This window comes from Telluribacter roseus (assembly GCF_017355915.2).
GTDB lineage: Bacteria > Bacteroidota > Bacteroidia > Cytophagales > Spirosomataceae > Telluribacter.
In genome coordinates this window covers 532,420-549,340 of the sequence record NZ_JAFEUV020000001.1, presented here as the reverse complement: position 1 = coordinate 549,340, position 16,921 = coordinate 532,420, and the positions used below count along the sequence as shown (strand labels likewise).

Annotated in this window: 14 protein-coding genes; 2 read left to right on the top strand and 12 right to left on the bottom strand. The window is 52.9% G+C overall.

The features are described from left to right. Window positions 1–37: 37 nt before the first annotated feature. The 4 genes from JTN23_RS02290 to JTN23_RS02275 all read right to left on the bottom strand — a co-directional run bounded on the left by JTN23_RS02290 (window position 38) and on the right by JTN23_RS02275 (window position 4,720). Window positions 38–2,239: a S9 family peptidase gene (locus JTN23_RS02290; protein ID WP_247232074.1), complete on the bottom strand. Its 2,202-nt coding sequence runs from the start codon at window positions 2,237–2,239 to the stop codon at window positions 38–40. Between the two features lie 245 nt (window positions 2,240–2,484). Next, window positions 2,485–3,576 (bottom strand): DNA polymerase IV, encoded by a 1,092-nt coding sequence (gene dinB, locus JTN23_RS02285; protein ID WP_247232073.1) that lies wholly within the window; start codon window positions 3,574–3,576, stop codon window positions 2,485–2,487. Between the two features lie 8 nt (window positions 3,577–3,584). Continuing rightward, window positions 3,585–3,971, bottom strand: coding sequence for a VOC family protein (locus JTN23_RS02280; RefSeq protein ID WP_247232071.1), 387 nt, complete (start codon window positions 3,969–3,971; stop codon window positions 3,585–3,587). 53 nt (window positions 3,972–4,024) lie between these two features. Further along, entirely contained in the window at window positions 4,025–4,720 is a 696-nt protein-coding gene (locus JTN23_RS02275; protein WP_247232069.1) for an XRE family transcriptional regulator, read from the bottom strand. A 269-nt stretch (window positions 4,721–4,989) separates the two neighbouring features. Between JTN23_RS02275 and JTN23_RS02270 the strand changes: the two genes are divergently transcribed. Together JTN23_RS02270 and JTN23_RS02265 are read left to right on the top strand one after the other, a co-directional pair. Beyond that, window positions 4,990–5,277 carry a hypothetical protein gene (locus JTN23_RS02270; RefSeq protein WP_247232067.1) on the top strand — a complete coding sequence of 96 codons (288 nt, stop codon included), beginning with the start codon at window positions 4,990–4,992 and terminating at the stop codon, window positions 5,275–5,277. 80 nt (window positions 5,278–5,357) lie between these two features. After that, complete coding sequence (locus JTN23_RS02265) at window positions 5,358–5,798, top strand: DUF4890 domain-containing protein (RefSeq protein WP_247232066.1); 441 nt, start codon at window positions 5,358–5,360, stop codon at window positions 5,796–5,798. A gap of 93 nt (window positions 5,799–5,891) precedes the next feature. On the opposite strand, the gene JTN23_RS02260 is transcribed toward JTN23_RS02265, so the two are convergent. The 8 genes from JTN23_RS02260 to JTN23_RS02225 form a co-directional block, all read right to left on the bottom strand. After that, window positions 5,892–7,487, bottom strand: coding sequence for a peptide chain release factor 3 (locus tag JTN23_RS02260; protein ID WP_247232065.1), 1,596 nt, complete (start codon window positions 7,485–7,487; stop codon window positions 5,892–5,894). 183 nt (window positions 7,488–7,670) lie between these two features. Further along, window positions 7,671–8,282 carry an inorganic pyrophosphatase gene (locus JTN23_RS02255; RefSeq protein WP_247232334.1) on the bottom strand — a complete coding sequence of 204 codons (612 nt, stop codon included), beginning with the start codon at window positions 8,280–8,282 and terminating at the stop codon, window positions 7,671–7,673. Between the two features lie 119 nt (window positions 8,283–8,401). Then, window positions 8,402–10,171 (bottom strand): D-apionate lactonase family protein, encoded by a 1,770-nt coding sequence (locus tag JTN23_RS02250; RefSeq protein ID WP_247232064.1) that lies wholly within the window; start codon window positions 10,169–10,171, stop codon window positions 8,402–8,404. A gap of 95 nt (window positions 10,172–10,266) precedes the next feature. After that, window positions 10,267–11,295 carry a substrate-binding domain-containing protein gene (locus tag JTN23_RS02245; protein ID WP_247232063.1) on the bottom strand — a complete coding sequence of 343 codons (1,029 nt, stop codon included), beginning with the start codon at window positions 11,293–11,295 and terminating at the stop codon, window positions 10,267–10,269. Window positions 11,296–11,544: 249 nt separating this feature from the next. Then, complete coding sequence (locus JTN23_RS02240; RefSeq protein WP_247232062.1) at window positions 11,545–12,567, bottom strand: ABC transporter permease; 1,023 nt, start codon at window positions 12,565–12,567, stop codon at window positions 11,545–11,547. Window positions 12,568–12,571: 4 nt separating this feature from the next. Continuing rightward, entirely contained in the window at window positions 12,572–14,038 is a 1,467-nt protein-coding gene (locus JTN23_RS02235; RefSeq protein ID WP_247232060.1) for a sugar ABC transporter ATP-binding protein, read from the bottom strand. 147 nt (window positions 14,039–14,185) lie between these two features. Then, window positions 14,186–15,202, bottom strand: a complete 1,017-nt coding sequence (locus tag JTN23_RS02230; protein WP_247232059.1) for a Gfo/Idh/MocA family protein — start codon at window positions 15,200–15,202, stop codon at window positions 14,186–14,188. A gap of 104 nt (window positions 15,203–15,306) precedes the next feature. Continuing rightward, window positions 15,307–16,674, bottom strand: a complete 1,368-nt coding sequence (locus JTN23_RS02225; RefSeq protein ID WP_247232058.1) for a glycoside hydrolase family 140 protein — start codon at window positions 16,672–16,674, stop codon at window positions 15,307–15,309. Window positions 16,675–16,921 lie beyond the last annotated feature (247 nt).

Sequence of the window (16,921 nt, the reverse complement as noted above, 5' to 3'; positions counted from 1 at the left end):
AAAAAGGGGCGGTAACCGCCCCTTTTCTGTTAATGTATTATTTAACGCTACCAGCGTCTCTGGCTCCCGGAGGGCAGTGCTCTTTCAGAAACTTGGTGAACAGCGTAGCCAGGTGCAAGCTGGTACCTTCGCCTTCCCGTATGCCGTGGGTGCGGTTGGGGTACGCCATAAACTGGAACTGCTTGTTGTGCTTGACCAGTTCGTTGATGAGTATCTCGGCGTTCTGGTAGTGTACGTTATCGTCGCCGGTACCGTGGATGTACAGCAGGTTACCGCGCAGGTTCTTGGCGTGGGTTACGGGCGAGCCTTTAATGAAGTCCTCGCGATTCTCCTGGGGCAGCCCCATGTACCGCTCCTGGTAGATATTATCGTAGGTAAGCTGGTTGGTAATAGCGGCTACAGCAATACCCGTTTTGAAGATATCGGGGTACTGGAACATCAGGTTCAGCGTAGAGGCTCCTCCCCCACTCCAACCGTGTACGGCTACGCGGCTGGTGTCAATGTACTGGTACTTCTGGAACATCGCCTTGGCTCCCTCAGCGTAGTCTCGGATATTGATCATCCCGATCTTCCGGTAGATGGCCTTACGCCAGGCTCTGCCCTTGGGAGATGGGGTACCCCGGTTGTCGATAGAAGCATAGATATAGCCATCGTTGCCCATGTTACCCACGTAGAGACGGTTGCGGCCGGTGCCGAAGCGGTCAGTGATCGTGCTGCTGGCAGGCTCACCATACACAAAGTACACGATGGGGTACTTCTTAGAGGGATCGAAGTTCTGGGGTTTTACCATCCATCCGTCCAGTTCTACGCCGTCTGTAGTAGTCACTTTGAAGAACTCGATGTTGATATCAGGAGCTCCCTGGTTAGCCAGTGATTTGCTTACGCCCGCATTAGGATCCATGGACTTGTGGTCGGGCAGGGTGATCCATTCCACGAGGGGGCGGGTCTGGGCGTTGGAAAACTGGTGACGGGCGTAGCGGGCCAGCGGAGACACATCGTACGCATGGGTACCTTTCTGGTCCTCGGGGCTCAGGCGCTCAGCCTGTCCCTTGCCATCCAGCCGGGTCCGGTAGAGGTAAGCCTGGGTAGCGTTGGCGGGCGAAGCCGTAAAGTAATAGTAGCCCCCCTTCTCATCCACCCGCACCGGATTGATGATATCGTAGTTACCGGTGGTGATGAGCGTTTCCTTCTTGCCATCGCGGCTTACGCGGTAGGCATGGCGCCAGCCGTCCTTCTCGCTTACCCACAGAAACTCTTTGCCACCGTTGAGCCAGGTCCAGCCTTCGGGGCTATCTTCCCAGCGGCTCTTGATATCGATCCAGGCTTCGTCGGTTTCGGTGTAGAAGGGCGTAGCGTTACCTGACTTCACATTCAGGTACATCAGGCGGCTTTCGTTCTGCTTGCGGTTCAGTTGCTGGATCACCAGCTCCTGCGCGTTAGCGGCCCACTCCATACGGGGTACGTAGGTATTCTTGGGATCGCCGGGTATATTCATCCACTTGGTACTGGCAGATGCGATATCCACTACTCCAATCTTATAGGGCGAAGGGGTTTCACCTACCTTGGGGTACTCTACGGGTACATTGAAGGCGTAGATGGAGTCTGTATTGTTGATCATCAGAAAGTTACGGATCTGGCGGGCGTCAAGCTGCCAGTACGCTACCGACTTGCTGTCGGGGCTCCACCGGAAACCATCCCGGTCGTCAAACTCCTCCTCATAAACCCAGTCGAAAGTACCGTTGATCACACGGTCCGTTCCGTCGGTAGTCAGGGCCTTTACCTCACCCGAAGCCAGGTCCTCCACGTATACGTTGTGTTCGCTGACGTAAGCTACCTTCGTACCATCCGGTGAAAACTTGGCAAACATCAGGGATGATTCGGGACGTCCTTTGCCCAGTTTTCTGAGGGTGTTGTTGGTACGGTTATACAGCCAGTAGTCGCCGCGGGTATCATAGCGCCACACACGTTTCGTATTAGTGTAGATCATGATTTTATCCCCCTGCTCCGACATGGTATAACTACGAATCTCGAGCGGAGCCTGCGCACCGGCCGGCGTGAGCTGCTGCCGGGTCAGGAGTGTTTTGGGAGTACGTCCGGGCAGGGTTACTTCGATGATCTCGTTGTTGTCGACATCGCGGAAACCACTTCCATCGGGTAGCCACTGGAAAGTATCCGGTATCTGGGCGTACAACTGCACAGACAGGATGAGAAGAAATACTATTCTAAGGGTTTGCTTCATATTGGATTAGATTGAAGTAACTGGTTTAAAGTGTTGATTGCTAAGGTAAAAGTATACTGGTAGTTAAACGTATAAGTCAGGTCTTTTGATTTATGGCACATGTATTCAGCCCTATTATCCGGCACTCCTGTTTTGCATTATTAACAGGTTTCCGCCTGTGGCAAATACCCTGTGTAATGCAATGGATAGCCGCTACCAGATGGCTGGTACCGGCACGAAGCCCCGAAAATAGTAAAAACTTTTACCTAAAAATTAAGTGTGAGCTGTTTTCCCTCGTACGGCTGGGTATCTTCCAGGTTGGAAACCGACACACCCAAAAGGCGTACGGGCCTGGGAGTAGGGAAATTTTCTTCGAGCAGATCGTAGGCCATCTGCTCTATAAGGGCGTATTCTTTGATGGGTAAAAGTGTAGACCGGCTGCGGGTCAGGTTCTGGAAGTCGTTGAGTTTGATCTTTACCGTAACGGTACGGCCAAAGATCCGCGTCCGCTCGCACCACTGCCACACATCAGCGATCAGCGGCGCCAGTCCAAGCTGCATCTCGGCCAGCGTCTCGAGGTCACGCTCAAAGGTATTTTCCGATCCTACTGACTTCCGGATGCGGTCGGGCTCTACGGGTCGGTCGTCCTGACCGCGCGAAATCTTGTAGTAGTGTCCTCCGGCTTTGCCAAAGTGTTTACGCAGGAAGTCCTCCGTCTGGGCCCGCAGGTCCAGTCCGGTACGGATCCCGAGCTGATGCATCCGCTCGGCTGTCACCCGCCCTACCCCATGAAACTGCTCCACCGGCAGGTTGGCCACAAAGGCTTCCCCTTCGCCGGGTTTGATCACAAACAACCCGTCCGGCTTACGGTAGTCGGAGGCGAGCTTGGCCAGAAATTTATTGTAGGATACGCCCGCCGAGGCGGTCAGTGAAGTAGCTTGCTTGATCTTATACTTGATCTCCTGCGCTATATGCGTAGCCGAACGCATGCCTTTCAGGTTCTCGGTTACGTCCAGGTAGGCTTCGTCGAGCGAGAGGGGCTCGATCAGCGGTGTATATTCTGCAAATATTTCCCGGATCTGTCCCGATACGTACTTATACACCTCGAACCGGTGCTTCACAAATATCAGGTGCGGGCACTTACGCTTGGCAATCCGCGACGACATGGCTGATCGTACGCCATAGCGACGGGCTTCGTAGCTGGCGGCCGCCACTACCCCACGTTCACTACCTCCTCCTACGGCTACGGGCTTGCCGCGTAGTTCGGGATTGTCGCGCTGCTCGACCGACGCAAAAAAAGCATCCATATCCACATGGATGATCTTACGGCTGTATTCTCGGTCAGGTCCAGCCTCCATAGTCCCGTTTACTCCCAGGTAGTGAGATGCCAGTGGTTATTCCAGGGGTCCAGCAGCAGCGAGTCACTGGCGCCATTGCTTTGCCGGGTGGGCTCCGTAACGGGCCGGGCGCCTGCTGCCACCATGTTGGCGTAGTATACCTCTACGTTGTCGACGGGCAGGTGCATGAAGATAGACTTGGGAGGATGCTTGGCGCTGGCGTCGCTGATTTCGATAAGTATATCCGTTAGGAGTACCAGCGCATTGTCAATAGTACCATCCTTACGACGCTCACAGAACTCCACCTGAGCTCCAAAAGCTTCCTTCAGAAAGCAGATAAACTCGTCCGCTTCTTTGACGGTGAAGTACGGGGTAATGATCCGGAAGTCCTGGAGTACTAAGTCAACTTTTTTCATAACCAAGAGTATAAATAAACCATATAATCAGTCAGATCAAAAGCACACATAACTCAGGACGCCGGAAACTCCCGATCAAAATAGCCGGCAAACTGCCACACCTCCAGGATATCCTCCTTCCGTACCGGATACGGGGCATAGCGCTCATTCAGCGACTTCAGTACCAGCACCCCTTTTTCTTCCAGGTAGTTAAATACCTTTTTGAGTACTACCCCTTCGTCCTTCGTTACAACCAGGCACAGGGTACCACTCTTGACTTTCTCCCAGTACTCCACGTACTCCCCAAATACAATAGCTCCCTCCCGCATAGGTGGCATGGAGTCCCCTTCGTACGGAAAGGCCCGGTACTTGCGGTCGTTGGACAGGAACGGCAGATTGAAGATGGGCAACTGAGCCACATAATCCACATCACCGTACCCCTCGGGATATCCTCCGATGGCTTTGACCGGCACAAACTCAATATTTTCCCGGTTGTCCTGAGCTACCGTCGTGACCAGTACCCGCAGGTTTTCTTCTTTCATCCAGGGACGTACCTGCTTCTCCGTCAGATTCTTCTTAAGAAGATCGTCCGTAGATACGCCAAAATACTCCGCCAGTCGCAGCAGGTCATCAAAAGAGGGTTTGGCCCGACCAGACTCCCAGGCTGCCAGCGTTGACTTCTTGAAGCCCAGTACATCGGCCAGCTTCTGCTGGGATGGACGCTCCGGATGCTGCGAACGAAGGAAGATTATATTTTGAGCAAAATGCATAGACGATTCAGAGTAGTTACCTTTCTTGTTGAGTAAATATAGTACTCATAAATCAAAAATACTACCTAAATCTTTAAAAATGTGTTAACTTTTTACACGGTTACTACCCAGACTCATGTATTTTGCTCACCTCCATCCATTTGCCTTTGCTCCCGGTTTGTCACGGGGGAATAACGTAACCAGCCTGCGCCTCAATTGGTTTTAGATAGTTACTCCTTATTTTTGGCCGCACGGTTTTGACTTAGTAAACGGATTTAACTTATACGCCCATGACTTACGATCAGTTTGTAGCCTCACTTGACCAACCTACCCCTCCCACGCAGGTATCCGAAGTAGTAGCCGCGCTCTGGCACGATGCCAATGGAGACTGGACCGCTGCCCACGAAATAGCCCAGAGCCGCGAAGGTACCCGCGACTATGACCTGCTGCACGCTTACCTGCACCGGGTAGAAGGAGATACCTGGAACGCCAACTACTGGTACCGCCGGGCCGGAGCCAGCATGCCCGACAAGTCCCTGAAGGAGGAGTGGGAAGCGCTGGTAAAAAGGTGGCTGTAAAAGTTTTTTTGTAACCTTATTAAACCTTTATGCTTTCCCATTATCTAACCCTTGTAAATCAAAATAAACCCACATAGATAATGAAGAAAGTAATGTTAGCCATGATGCTGGTATTTGCCGGCCTTACCTCATCATTTGCTCAGCGTGGTGGTGACCGACCTACCCCCGAGCAGCGCGCCGAGAACCAGACAAAGTTTATGACAGAGAAGCTGGAGCTTACCGATAAACAACAAAAACAGGTATATGCCCTCAACATGAGTCGCATGCAGAAAATGCAGGACCTCCGGAAGAGTGAAGATCGTGAAGGAATGAAAGCCGCTCACGAGAACTATCAGAAAGAGCTTTCGGCCATTCTGACACCGGCCCAGCAGGATAAGTACAAGATGCTGCGCGAGGATATGCGCAAGCGGGGTAATGTACAGCGTGGTCGTAACTACCATGGTCAGAAGAAAGACCACCAAAAGCACCAGTCAGACCAGCAGGGAGGCAAAACACTCAGGAGCAAAGAAGCCCGCAAGTAATAATCAAGTGGTTATAAGTGAAGGTTGTGAATACCAAAAATCCGGTCGGATCTCCGACCGGATTTTTTTATTGCCCCCGCTGGAACGGATTTACTAGACGGCAGTTTCGGTTTTGAATTCAGAAGTAAAGTGGAATTGGATATCTGGATTGTTGTCACGGTTCATCCGGATCATCCACTCCGACTCCGCCAGGAACACCGGGTTACGGTCTTTGTCGTAGCCAATCTGGTTCCCTTTCAGACGGATAAACTCATCCAGCTTACGCTTATCATCGGATGTGATCCAGCAGGCGCGGGCGGTATTCATGGGTACCCAGCGACACTTGGCTCCGTATTCGTGCTCAAGTCGGTACTGGATTACATCAAACTGCAGTTCACCCACGGTACCTACGATCTTCCGGTTACCCAGGTCAAGCGTAAATAGTTGCGCTACCCCCTCATCCGTCAACTGCTGTATTCCTTTCTCCAGCTGCTTGGATTTCATAGGGTCCAGGTTGATCAGCTCCTTGAATATTTCGGGCGAGAAGCTCGGGATACCCGAGAACATCAGGTCTTCGCCTTCGGTCAGGGTGTCACCTATCTTGAAGTTACCGGTATCGTACAAACCTACCACATCACCGGGGAAGCCCTCTTCCATCACGCTCTTGGCAGAAGCCATAAAGCTGAATGGGCTCGCAAAACGAACGTCTTTGTCCAGACGGACGTGGTGGTAAAACTTATTCCGCTCAAACTTACCCGAGCATATACGCAGAAACGCGATGCGGTCGCGGTGGCGCGGGTCCAGGTTGGCGTGTATCTTGAATATAAATCCGCTGAATTTGGGCTCGGTAGGCTCTACCTTTCGGGCATCGGTCGGGCGGGGCTGGGGCGTCGGCGAAATCTGACAGAACGTATCCAGCAGCTCCTTTACACCAAAGTTATTGATGGCACTTCCGAAGAATACCGGAGCCAGCTCTCCTTTCTGATACGCTTCCTCCGAGAAGGTATCGTATACGCCCTCTACCAGTTCGACGTCTTCACGCAGCTGATTGCCATCACGCTCTCCTACCAGGGTATCCAGGTTCTCATCATCCAGGCTTACCTCGGCTACATCGCTTTCTACTTTGGTTTTGTTGATCTTAAAGAAGTACAGCTTCTGCTCGTACAGACTATATACCCCTTTGAAGTCAGAGCCCATATTGATCGGCCAGGTCAGCGGTCGTACCCGGATGTTCAGCTTGGTCTCAAGCTCATCCAGCAGGTCGAAGGGGTTCTGTCCTTCGCGGTCCAGCTTATTGATGAAGATGATCACCGGCGTATTGCGCATCCGGCATACCTCCATCAGGCGCTCGGTCTGCTCCTCTACCCCTTTCACGCAGTCAATCACCAGGATGACACTATCCACCGCCGTAAGGGTACGGTAGGTATCTTCGGCAAAGTCCTTGTGACCGGGCGTATCCAGAATATTAATAAGCAGGTCTTTGTATTCGAACGTCATCACGGACGTAGCCACCGATATACCCCGCTGCTTCTCGATCTCCATGAAGTCGGAGGTAGCCGTCTTCTTGATCTTGTTGGATTTTACAGCACCGGCGGTCTGGATGGCTCCACCAAAAAGCAGCAGCTTTTCGGTCAGGGTCGTCTTACCGGCATCGGGGTGGCTAATAATCGCAAACGTGCGGCGCTTTTTTATTTCCTGAATGTTACTCATCTTTTTCGACAAATTGGGCAATTGGTGATTGAGCGGCGGAGCGTTACTCGTTATTTATAGATTTACAACCAGCTAATCACCAGTTACCTAACACCTAATTCTTTCTAAAAATTTCCGCAAAGATAGGCATAAAAAATGGCTCTGCCGAGGGCAGAGCCATTGCAAGTCATTTGATCTGAAGGATCAATAAAAATTCTGCTTGTAATCTTCAACCGAAGTACGGATTACTTCCAGTGCTTCCTCACGGCCGTATACGTTGGTAATTTCGATTTTGGCTTCCTCACCGGGCAGGTTCTTGTAGGTCAGGAAGTAGTGCTTCAGACGCTCTACCACGTTGGCAGGTACTTCGTGCAGGTCATTATAAGATCCGTATACTTCGTCACCTTTCAGTACAGCGATGATCTTGTCATCGGCTTCACCACCGTCGATCAGGCGAATACCACCGATAGGGCGGGCTTCACAGATGATATTTCCGTGTGAGATAATCTTTTCGCACAGTACACAGATATCCAGCGGGTCACCGTCGCCCTCCGTGATATCACGGCCCGAACGCTCTCTGGCCAGCTGAGCGATCAGCTCGCTGCAGTAGGTCTTGGGGATAAAACCATACAGGGCAGGAACGATATTGGAGTACTTCTGCGGACGGTCAATTTTCAGATAACCAGTCTGCTTGTCGATTTCATACTTAACGGTGTCGGTGGGTACAATTTCAATGAAGGTAGTTACAATATCCGGAGCTTTATCTCCGATTGGGATACCGTGCCAGGGGTGTGCTTTGTGTACGTTTGCGTTCATATTCTCATCAAGAATGGGAGACTCCATCTCTCACATTGTTACGTAAAATTGAATTTTCGGCCGAAATTACACAATATGCCCGCAGCAACTCATTATTTTATTGTAAAATATTTAGGTACCTAGAAGCTTATAATCTGTATAGAGGCAGCCGGAAGTGTGACTTCTGACCCACCTGCATTCATAATCAACCTATTAGCCTTCTCTTCAAAATTCACAAAGAAGGCCATACGCATGCCTTCTTCATTTTCCAAAACAAGTCCATCCCCCCGCAAAGGTTGACTGCTACGACTCTCTACAATACATCGGGGATCAAAGTCCTTCAGCGCTTTGAGGTACTGATACAGGGGCGAAGCCGTTGCCCAGTCCTCCACGATCTCGGAGGGAAGTACTCCTTTGATACCTACTGTTTCATAATACGTAATCTGGTCCGCCCCACTCAGGTACCGAAGGCTCAGTAAGGTCCAGGCGGCCGCCAGTTCGGTAAACTGCCGGTCATCGGCCGACGGGGGCAGTCCGGTACCGCTATGGTTTTCTTCATCCGGGTACTGCCGCAGCTTTAACGTAACGGGTGATACATGAATGGACTTTCCCTCCGCGAAAGTACCGGCCGTGGCAATGGTATACTGCTGCGCGCTCACATTCTCGATCAGCGAGCGGGTATCCGTAGCGTGTACCTGTGGATTGAGGGAGTAACCAACAAAGTCGAAGTGACCGGTGCCAGGCCGGTTGCGGTTGAGTTCGGTAAAGAACTCATTGGTACCATACCCTATGAGTACTCCGGGAAATGCTTCTTTTAGCTGTGCATATACCTGCTGTAACAGCCCTTCAGGTGTACAGGGAGAGTCAGGATGCAGTACCAGGATGGATGAGATGATCACATAATGCTCCCTGATACCAGTCAGGAATCGCTGGAGCTGCCCGGCGGCTTCATCATTGAAGTAGGCAATCAGCTCAATGGGTACCTGCAGCCGTTGCGCCTCGCTGGCCGCCTGCAGGAAATCTTTCTCCCACTCCTCGTACAGCTTTACCTCCACCCGGTAATGATCAAAAGGCAGCTGTTGCAGCAACTCCACCTGCACATCGGTCAGATCTTCCTGAGTAGTGGATCGGGCATAACCCAGATGGGGGAAAGGCTTTTTACTCTCTCCCAGATCAAAATACAGGGTATCATCCAGGTCAATTGAGGGTGCCCCTTCTGCTCGTGCAACCTGTAGCGTTACCTGCTGGCTGATGGTATCTCCTGCATTGACCTGTACCGGCTTGGGTAAGGTCAAAGGGGTACTGTACGTCTTATAAGAGGCATCCGTCCAGTTGCGCTGGTCTTCGGTTTCGAATATGTCTCCTTCAAAAAGTACCCTGGCTTCCACCCCGTCTGCCACCGGCCACGCCATCTGCTGTATATCCAGAAAAGGCTGGTGAGGGCTAATGGTATCGGGGAAGCGGGCTTCTTCTGTACTGCTATCGGGATGGGTAATCTGCACGGGCTTTCCCTGGCACTCGGCTATGGGGTGAAGCACACATATCCCGATGCGATTTCGCTTAAAGGTACTTAGCGCCTCCCCCTCCATCCGGAAGGTAATGCTGCAATCCGCCCTCCCCTCGATCAGGAAGGTACCTTTATAGCGGACCTCCCCCATTTCATAGCGGGCGGTGTAGGTAATCCGGAAGCTATCGGGCTGCTCCTGGACTACCTCATCCTCTATCGTATACGGAGCCGTCTGCCAGTCGGCGTCTCGTACCGCCGAATAGATCAGCCGAAGTACCTCGGCCTGTCCGGCCCGGATGTAGCGAAGGTTGCCGTGTTCGTACAGGCATTCCAGTTGTCCTGCTCTTAGTGTTCTATGGGGTGGTAGGGGCTCGCTGGTACCGAAGTAGGTAGTATGTTCCATGGTATAATAGCTGGTTATAAAACCCGTGGCACGGTACTGAACCGTGCCACGGGTGCCTAAGTAAGGATTTCTAAGAATCAACAAGAAATAAAGACCTACTGTTGTTGGGTTAGCAGGAATATATCGACGTTGTTTTTGTCAATCTCGATGGAGCCGGTGGTCACGGTAGAAGGAATGGGTACTACCCCCGCCCGGGAGTCATTGGCCGAGAGCTGTACCGTTTTGTGACGCATGTCGAAGAGCATCTGAGCCCCCAGGTAGGTGAATAGCTCGCGCTTCTGCCCCACCAGGTAGTCGATGACGCCTTCCTTCACCAGCCGCAGGTGCTCTGGTTCGGCGTCTACGGTGGTGAGTTTGATGGCTCCTACTTTGTTAGCCTCCTTCACCGCCAGCGCCATGCCCGGCCCGGAGTTGGAGTCGAAGCCGCCCATGCCCGCCAGGTCCGGATTTGCTGCGATGATGTCAGCGGCTATCTTGGCGGCGGTCTCTACATTGGCCTTGTCGTCGTACTTACCCAGGAATATGATACCGGGGTACTTGGCAATGGCATCCTGAAACCCCTTAAAACCGGCTTCCATGTTTTCCATGCCCAGTATACCCATCACGGCTACCTTGCCTTTACCACCAATGAGCTTCGCCATGCGTTCCCCCTGCAGACGCCCCATCTCGTACCAGTTGCTGCCGATGAAGGAGTGTCGCCGGGAATTGGAAATCTCCGAATCGTACACCACCGTAGGGATACCCGCTTCTACGGCCTTGTTGATGGCCTGGGCAATGCCCGGATCAGTACCGTTGATGAGCAGCCCGGCCGGTTTGGAAGGAATGACCTGTTCGATGGTGGCAATCTGAGCGGGTACATCCCACTCCGAAGGCCCCAGGATGGTAGTACGGACGCCCATCTTCTTCCCCCATTCCAGAAACGCCGCCTGGTCGTGGTTGACGAACAGGGGCAGGTTAATGGCTGTCGTGACCATCACGTACTCCTCGTTGGGCATCACCTCATCGGCCGTTATAAACTTCTCAGCCCCCAGCGTATCCGACGAAGCTACCGACCCTGCCCGGGGTGGCGGTTCACAGCCGGTGAGGGTAGTTAGGATTGCGGCTATGGCAAATAAATTTTTCATCTATATTAAGAAAATAGCTATCAAATATTCTGACGCAAAAGGTGTCGCCCCGCTGGGGCTAATGGGGATGTCTATTCTACTTCTGCTACTACTAAAGTGCCGCCCCTATGGGGCTCAAAGGAATGGGTGCGTTGGATGCTACTACTAAAGTAAGGTCCCGCTGGGACTACCGTCTAAAAGTTATCTCAGCGCAAAAACAATTCGACAATCTCCAATCGCGGCGGCGAACCGTCGCAACTCAACAATCCACTACCCCTTCACCCGCTCCGAACGCCGGATCAGCCACTGATCAATTCCCACGGCCGCAATCAAGATTACGCCCAGGATCACCTCCTGCCAGTACCCCGATACCCGCCCGATGATCAGCGCGTTATTGACAATAGCCATAAAAAGGGCTCCCAGAAACGCCCCCCAGATCTTTCCGTAGCCACCGGACAGACTGGCGCCTCCCAGGATCACGGCCGTAATTACCCGCAGCTCCAGCCCCCGACCCGAAGTAGAAAGGGCGGCGCCTAAGCGGGAAGCAAGCAGTATACCCGCTATACCCGCCAGCGTGGCGGATATGACGAAGGCCCATATCTTCATCTTCTGGACGTTGATACCCGATAGTTCGGCGGCTTTTTCGTTGCCCCCAATGAAGTAGTACTTCCGGAAGAAGGTAGTGCGGTTGACCAGGAAACTAAATAGTAACACCGTCGCCAGCATGTACCAGATGGGAGCCTGCAGGCCCAGTAGCTTCGACTGCCCGATGTAGATAAACTCGTAGGGGAAGTTCTGGATGCCGGCACCGCTCAGCATCAGGGCAAAGCCGCGTACGATGCCCATCATCGCCAGCGTCTGGATCATGGGGTTGATGCGGGCCTTAGCAATGAGCCAGCCGTTGATCACCCCCACCAGCACGGCCCCCACCAATCCCGCCAGTATCGCCAGCAGAAAATTGGTATTGTGGTAGTACATGAGGTACCCAGCCATGCCACCCGAAAAGGCCACCACCGAACCCACCGACAGGTCAAACATGCCGGCGATCATCAGTACCATCATGCCTACGGCCACGATGGTATCGACGGACAGGTTGAGCAGGAGCTGCGAGAGGTTTTCGACCCTTGGGAATTGGTCTGGGAATACAACTGACATACCGATGCACAGCAGCAGGGTCGTCACACCCAGCGTAAAGACCCGGTCCTGCAGGCGCTCGGCCATCAGGCTATGGCCGGTACCGGTGGTACCCGCAGTACTTTTCTTGACAGATACACGTGGTTCCAGTTGTTCCATCGGGTTATGGGGTTTGCCCGGAGGCGATTTGAATAATCAGTTCTTCGGAGGCTTCGTCTTTATTTAGTATCCGCACCAGCCGTCCTTCGTGCATGACCGCGATACGATCCGCCAAGGTCAGGAGCTCGGGCAGCTCGCTGGAAATGACGATGATGCTTTTACCTTCGGCGGTTATTTTTTTGAGGATGTCGTAGATCTCACTCTTGGCTCCTACATCGACACCGTGCGTAGGTTCGTCTACGATCAGGATGTCGGGCCGGGTATTCAGCCACTTGCCCAGTACTACCTTTTGCTGATTCCCCCCGCTGAGTTTGATGACCTTGTTCTTCACCGAAGGCGTACGTATGCCCAGCTGCTGCTGCAATTGCCGGGCTGTGCTTACCGTGGTTTCTTCTTCGTAAAACACCTCCTGCAGGCGGGCCGAGGCGATATTTTCAGCGATGGTTTTATCCAGAAAAAGCCCCGACTGCTTGCGGTCCTCGGGTACGTAGGCAATGCCCAGCCCGATGGCCTGGGATGGGTGATTGATCTGTACCGCCTCTTTCTGTACCACTACTTCTCCTTCCGTGACTGGATTAGCTCCGAATACAGCCTTGGCTACTTCAGTTCGGCCCGCTCCCATCAGACCAGCGAAGCCCAGTATTTCTCCTTTGTGGAGCTGAAAGCTAACATTCCGGAAGCCCCGCCCCGACAGGTTTTGTACCGACAGTACCACCTCTTCACCGACGTCAGAGGCGTAAGCCTTGTGGATCATATCGCGTCCAACCATCATCCGGATAATAGTATCGATAGAAGTATCCTTTGCTTCTACGGTTCCCTGGAATCTGCCGTCTTTCAGGACTGACACCCGGTCGGCTATCTCCTTGATTTCGGCCATGCGGTGGGAGATGTAGATAATGGCTACGCCCTCTTCTTTAAGCAGGTGAATAATGTCAAAGAGCAGCCTGGTTTCGCGCTCGGTGATGGAGGCCGTAGGTTCATCCAGGATCAGGAGTTTGGGCCCGGTTGCCAAAGCCTTGGCTATTTCTACCATCTGCTTCTGCGCCGACGAAAGCAGAGATACGGGCGTGCGGGGGGAGAACTCAGTAAGCTGCAGCTGGTCAAGGAGCTGCTGGGTATTCTGGTAAAGGGCGGAGTAGTTAATAATGCCCCAGCGGTACCGGGGCTTGTTGATGGGGTAAATATTTTCGGCTACGCTCAGCGAATCCACGAGGCTACGTTCCTGGTATACGATACTGATGCCTAGGCGCTGGGCGTGCTGTACGTTGGGAATAGTAGTCTCTTCGCCGTTCCATACCAGTCGCCCCTGATCCGGCTGGTAGTTGCCGGTGATGATGTTCATCAGGGTACTTTTGCCGGCTCCATTCTCCCCGCACACGGCATGTACCTCTCCGGCCCTGAACTCCAGCGATACCTCATCCAGCGCCTTGACGCCGGGAAAGCTTTTCGATATGTTTTCCAGCCGGAGCATTCGTAGCCGATAGCTATTAGTTTTTTAAGTTTTATTTTTCAACAGAATTAAAATGAGTCCAGCACAGAGAAAAACTCATTTTACTCTGTGTAAAAACCGGGTGGCGTACCGCTCTTACCTCTCTGTGGTTAAACTACATTTTTTAAGTTAGAACGTAAGTACTCTACCCTCCGCCGCGGACTGGTAGCTGCCCCATACGAGCTGCATAGTCCGGAAGTTGTCTTCGCCGGTGATTTCGGAAGTACCACCGCGTAGCCCGTTAAGGATATCGCGGTTGCAATCTACGATGCTGGAGTGTACCACGGCATAGTCCAGGTCCACCCAGGAGTACAGGTCCGGTTTGATGAACTCGGAGGTAGTACCTTCGCGTGTTGTTATTTTCAATTCAAAATCGTTGGTCAGCCAGATGGAGCCCTTCTCTCCTTCTACCAGTACCAGCGTCTGGGGGAAGGCTTCTTTTTCCAGAATGGAGGCGTAGGACATTTCGGCGTAGCAGTGCAGCCCACTCTCCATCTCCATCAGTACATTGGCTACGTCCTCTCCTTTGATCTTTGGGTTGACCCGACGGGCCAGGCAGTACAGGCTCCGGGCTTCGCCAAACAGAAAGCGGCACACATCTAGTACGTGCGAGCCGATGTCCGTCAGGATAAACTGCTCCAGCTCGGCCAGGAAGGGCTGGTTGTCAAATACCGGAAAGCCCGAGCAGAAGGTAACGCGAGCCTTGAAAGGCTCGCCGATCACGCCAGAGTCCAGCGCCTTCTTTACGGCCCGGATGGGTGCCTGCCAGCGGAAATTTTCGTGAATAAAAAACTTCACTCCCGCCTGTTGACACACATCCACCATCGCCTGGGCCTGAGCCAGCGACGAGGCCATCGGCTTTTGGCAGATCACATCCAGTCCCCGCTCCGCGGCCAGCTTCACAAATACCGAATGGGTATCTACGTCCGTGATGATGTCTACGAAATCCAGCTCCTCGTGCTGCAGGAGTTCATTGATATCGTCGTACACCCGGGGTACCCCAAAGCGTTTGGCTATGGTCTCGGCTTTGGAACGGGTGCGGTTGTATACAGCCACCAGCTCTACGCCTTCCAGCTCCTGCCAGGCAGGGATCTGGTAGTTGGCCCAGAAGCCGGTTCCGATTACCGCGAAGCGCAGTTTCTTCATTAGAGCAAATCAGTCAACCTATTTTAACTAGTCTTGTGAGGATAAAAGATGGAGGGGCAAGCGGTTTACCCATCGGGTTTACCGCCTGCCCCTGATCAGTAAGGTCAGAGTTTAGGATAGTTTTTTGAAGCATCGTCCAGTACCAGCACCCAGTCGTGGCCGTAGCCGTTGCTGGGAGGAGTAAATTTCTTTTGGCCCTTGTTCTCCACCTGTTCTCCCTCCTTGGTTTCGCCGTTCTTGGGGTTATACCAGGTAGCTTTCAGGTTCTGGCCCGATATCTTGCCCATGTTTACCGTAAAGTCTTTTCCCTGCGTCGTGTACACAAAGATGTAGTCTTTGCCGCGGGTAGCCTGGATGCGGTCGTGGGCTTCGCGGGCGTTGGTAATCAGGCTCTGGTCAGGTACGCGATCCAGCATGGGTCGCGACTCCATCAGGCGACGCACGTAGGTCATCTGAGCTGCTCCCGGAAGGTCCAGCGCATCGTACCAGTAGAAGTGCGGACCATTGACGGGCTGGCGGCCGGGACCGTACATCTGCCACACAGGATGGGCACCGTAGGTATGTCCGAAAGCCCCGGCAAAAAGATCCAGGTAGGCGTGCTTGCGGATGTCGTAGGCACTGGAGGTACCTAGGTCTTTGGCATTGAAGCAAACCGGATGGTCTTCGTAGAGCGTTTCGCCATCCAGCACGGGCTTGACGGGCGTCTTGTTGTAAGCGACCTGCACCCGGTCCCACACGTTGTTTTCGCGGCAGTGACCGGTCTGGAACATATTGAAGTCCAGCCAGGCGTCATTATGGAACCACTTAGCGGAGCCCGCATCTTCCAGACTGTTCGGCTGGGGGTGGTACGACATCAGCGCGGCATTTTGGCTACCCACTCCTTCGGCCACGCCAGCCGCCATGGCCCGCCATACCTCCACATCGTTGCTGTTGTCGCGGGGATTGCGGTCACCGCCCATGATCCAGATGATGTTCTTCCGGTTCTTATAGCGATTGCCCATCCACTTGCCAAAGGCCTTGGCATTGCTGGTAGTAAATATTTCAGGGCCCGTTCCCCATGAACTTTTGTTCAGCTTGTCACCCCAGGTAGGGAGCAGGGCGATGTAAAGGCCCAGTGAAGCCGCTTTGTCTACGATATAATCCACGTGCTGGAAGTACGCTTCGCGAGGTTTGGTGGGATCGTCGTTTTCGAGGGGTACCTCGCCGTAGGGGTTGGGCGAGTGCAGACCGTCCAGTTCGGCCAGGGCCACCGCCTGAATTACGGTGAATCCTTTATCGACCCGGTTTTTCAGGTAGCGGTCAGCCTCCTCCCGGTTGAGGCGGTGAAACAGCTCCCAGGCGGTATCACCCAGCCAGAAGAAAGGCTTGCCGTCCTGCGTAACTAGGTACCGTTTGTTATCACTCACTTTCAGCTGGGCCTGCGCAACCAGACTTACCAGACAGAGCAGTGCGATTAGAGAAAGGTTTTTCATATTATAAAAATTCGGATATAACTACTTTCTATTAGGATTGAAAAACGTGGAGATATGCAAAGGGTATTTTCTAAATCCGAAAATCTGCATCAATAGTGCACGCAAGAGTAAATGTGCCGCTCCTACGGAGCTATTATAGATATAATGGCATTACTTCTACTAAAGTACAGCCCCTATGGGGCCATTGACTATTTATAGGCAGATAGCCTATTTGACACAAATAAATTCTTCGTACACTGCTGGATCT

What these genes read in the sequence shown, in the direction of transcription:
- JTN23_RS02290 (WP_247232074.1), bottom strand. Translation starts at nt 2,239, where the DNA reads ATGAAGCAAACCCTTAGAATAGTATTTCTTCTCATCCTGTCTGTGCAG.
- dinB (WP_247232073.1), bottom strand. Translation starts at nt 3,576, where the DNA reads ATGGAGGCTGGACCTGACCGAGAATACAGCCGTAAGATCATCCATGTG.
- JTN23_RS02280 (WP_247232071.1), bottom strand. Translation starts at nt 3,971, where the DNA reads ATGAAAAAAGTTGACTTAGTACTCCAGGACTTCCGGATCATTACCCCG.
- JTN23_RS02275 (WP_247232069.1), bottom strand. Translation starts at nt 4,720, where the DNA reads ATGCATTTTGCTCAAAATATAATCTTCCTTCGTTCGCAGCATCCGGAG.
- JTN23_RS02270 (WP_247232067.1), top strand. Translation starts at nt 4,990, where the DNA reads ATGACTTACGATCAGTTTGTAGCCTCACTTGACCAACCTACCCCTCCC.
- JTN23_RS02265 (WP_247232066.1), top strand. Translation starts at nt 5,358, where the DNA reads ATGAAGAAAGTAATGTTAGCCATGATGCTGGTATTTGCCGGCCTTACC.
- JTN23_RS02260 (WP_247232065.1), bottom strand. Translation starts at nt 7,487, where the DNA reads ATGAGTAACATTCAGGAAATAAAAAAGCGCCGCACGTTTGCGATTATT.
- JTN23_RS02255 (WP_247232334.1), bottom strand. Translation starts at nt 8,282, where the DNA reads ATGAACGCAAACGTACACAAAGCACACCCCTGGCACGGTATCCCAATC.
- JTN23_RS02250 (WP_247232064.1), bottom strand. Translation starts at nt 10,171, where the DNA reads ATGGAACATACTACCTACTTCGGTACCAGCGAGCCCCTACCACCCCAT.
- JTN23_RS02245 (WP_247232063.1), bottom strand. Translation starts at nt 11,295, where the DNA reads ATGAAAAATTTATTTGCCATAGCCGCAATCCTAACTACCCTCACCGGC.
- JTN23_RS02240 (WP_247232062.1), bottom strand. Translation starts at nt 12,567, where the DNA reads ATGGAACAACTGGAACCACGTGTATCTGTCAAGAAAAGTACTGCGGGT.
- JTN23_RS02235 (WP_247232060.1), bottom strand. Translation starts at nt 14,038, where the DNA reads ATGCTCCGGCTGGAAAACATATCGAAAAGCTTTCCCGGCGTCAAGGCG.
- JTN23_RS02230 (WP_247232059.1), bottom strand. Translation starts at nt 15,202, where the DNA reads ATGAAGAAACTGCGCTTCGCGGTAATCGGAACCGGCTTCTGGGCCAAC.
- JTN23_RS02225 (WP_247232058.1), bottom strand. Translation starts at nt 16,674, where the DNA reads ATGAAAAACCTTTCTCTAATCGCACTGCTCTGTCTGGTAAGTCTGGTT.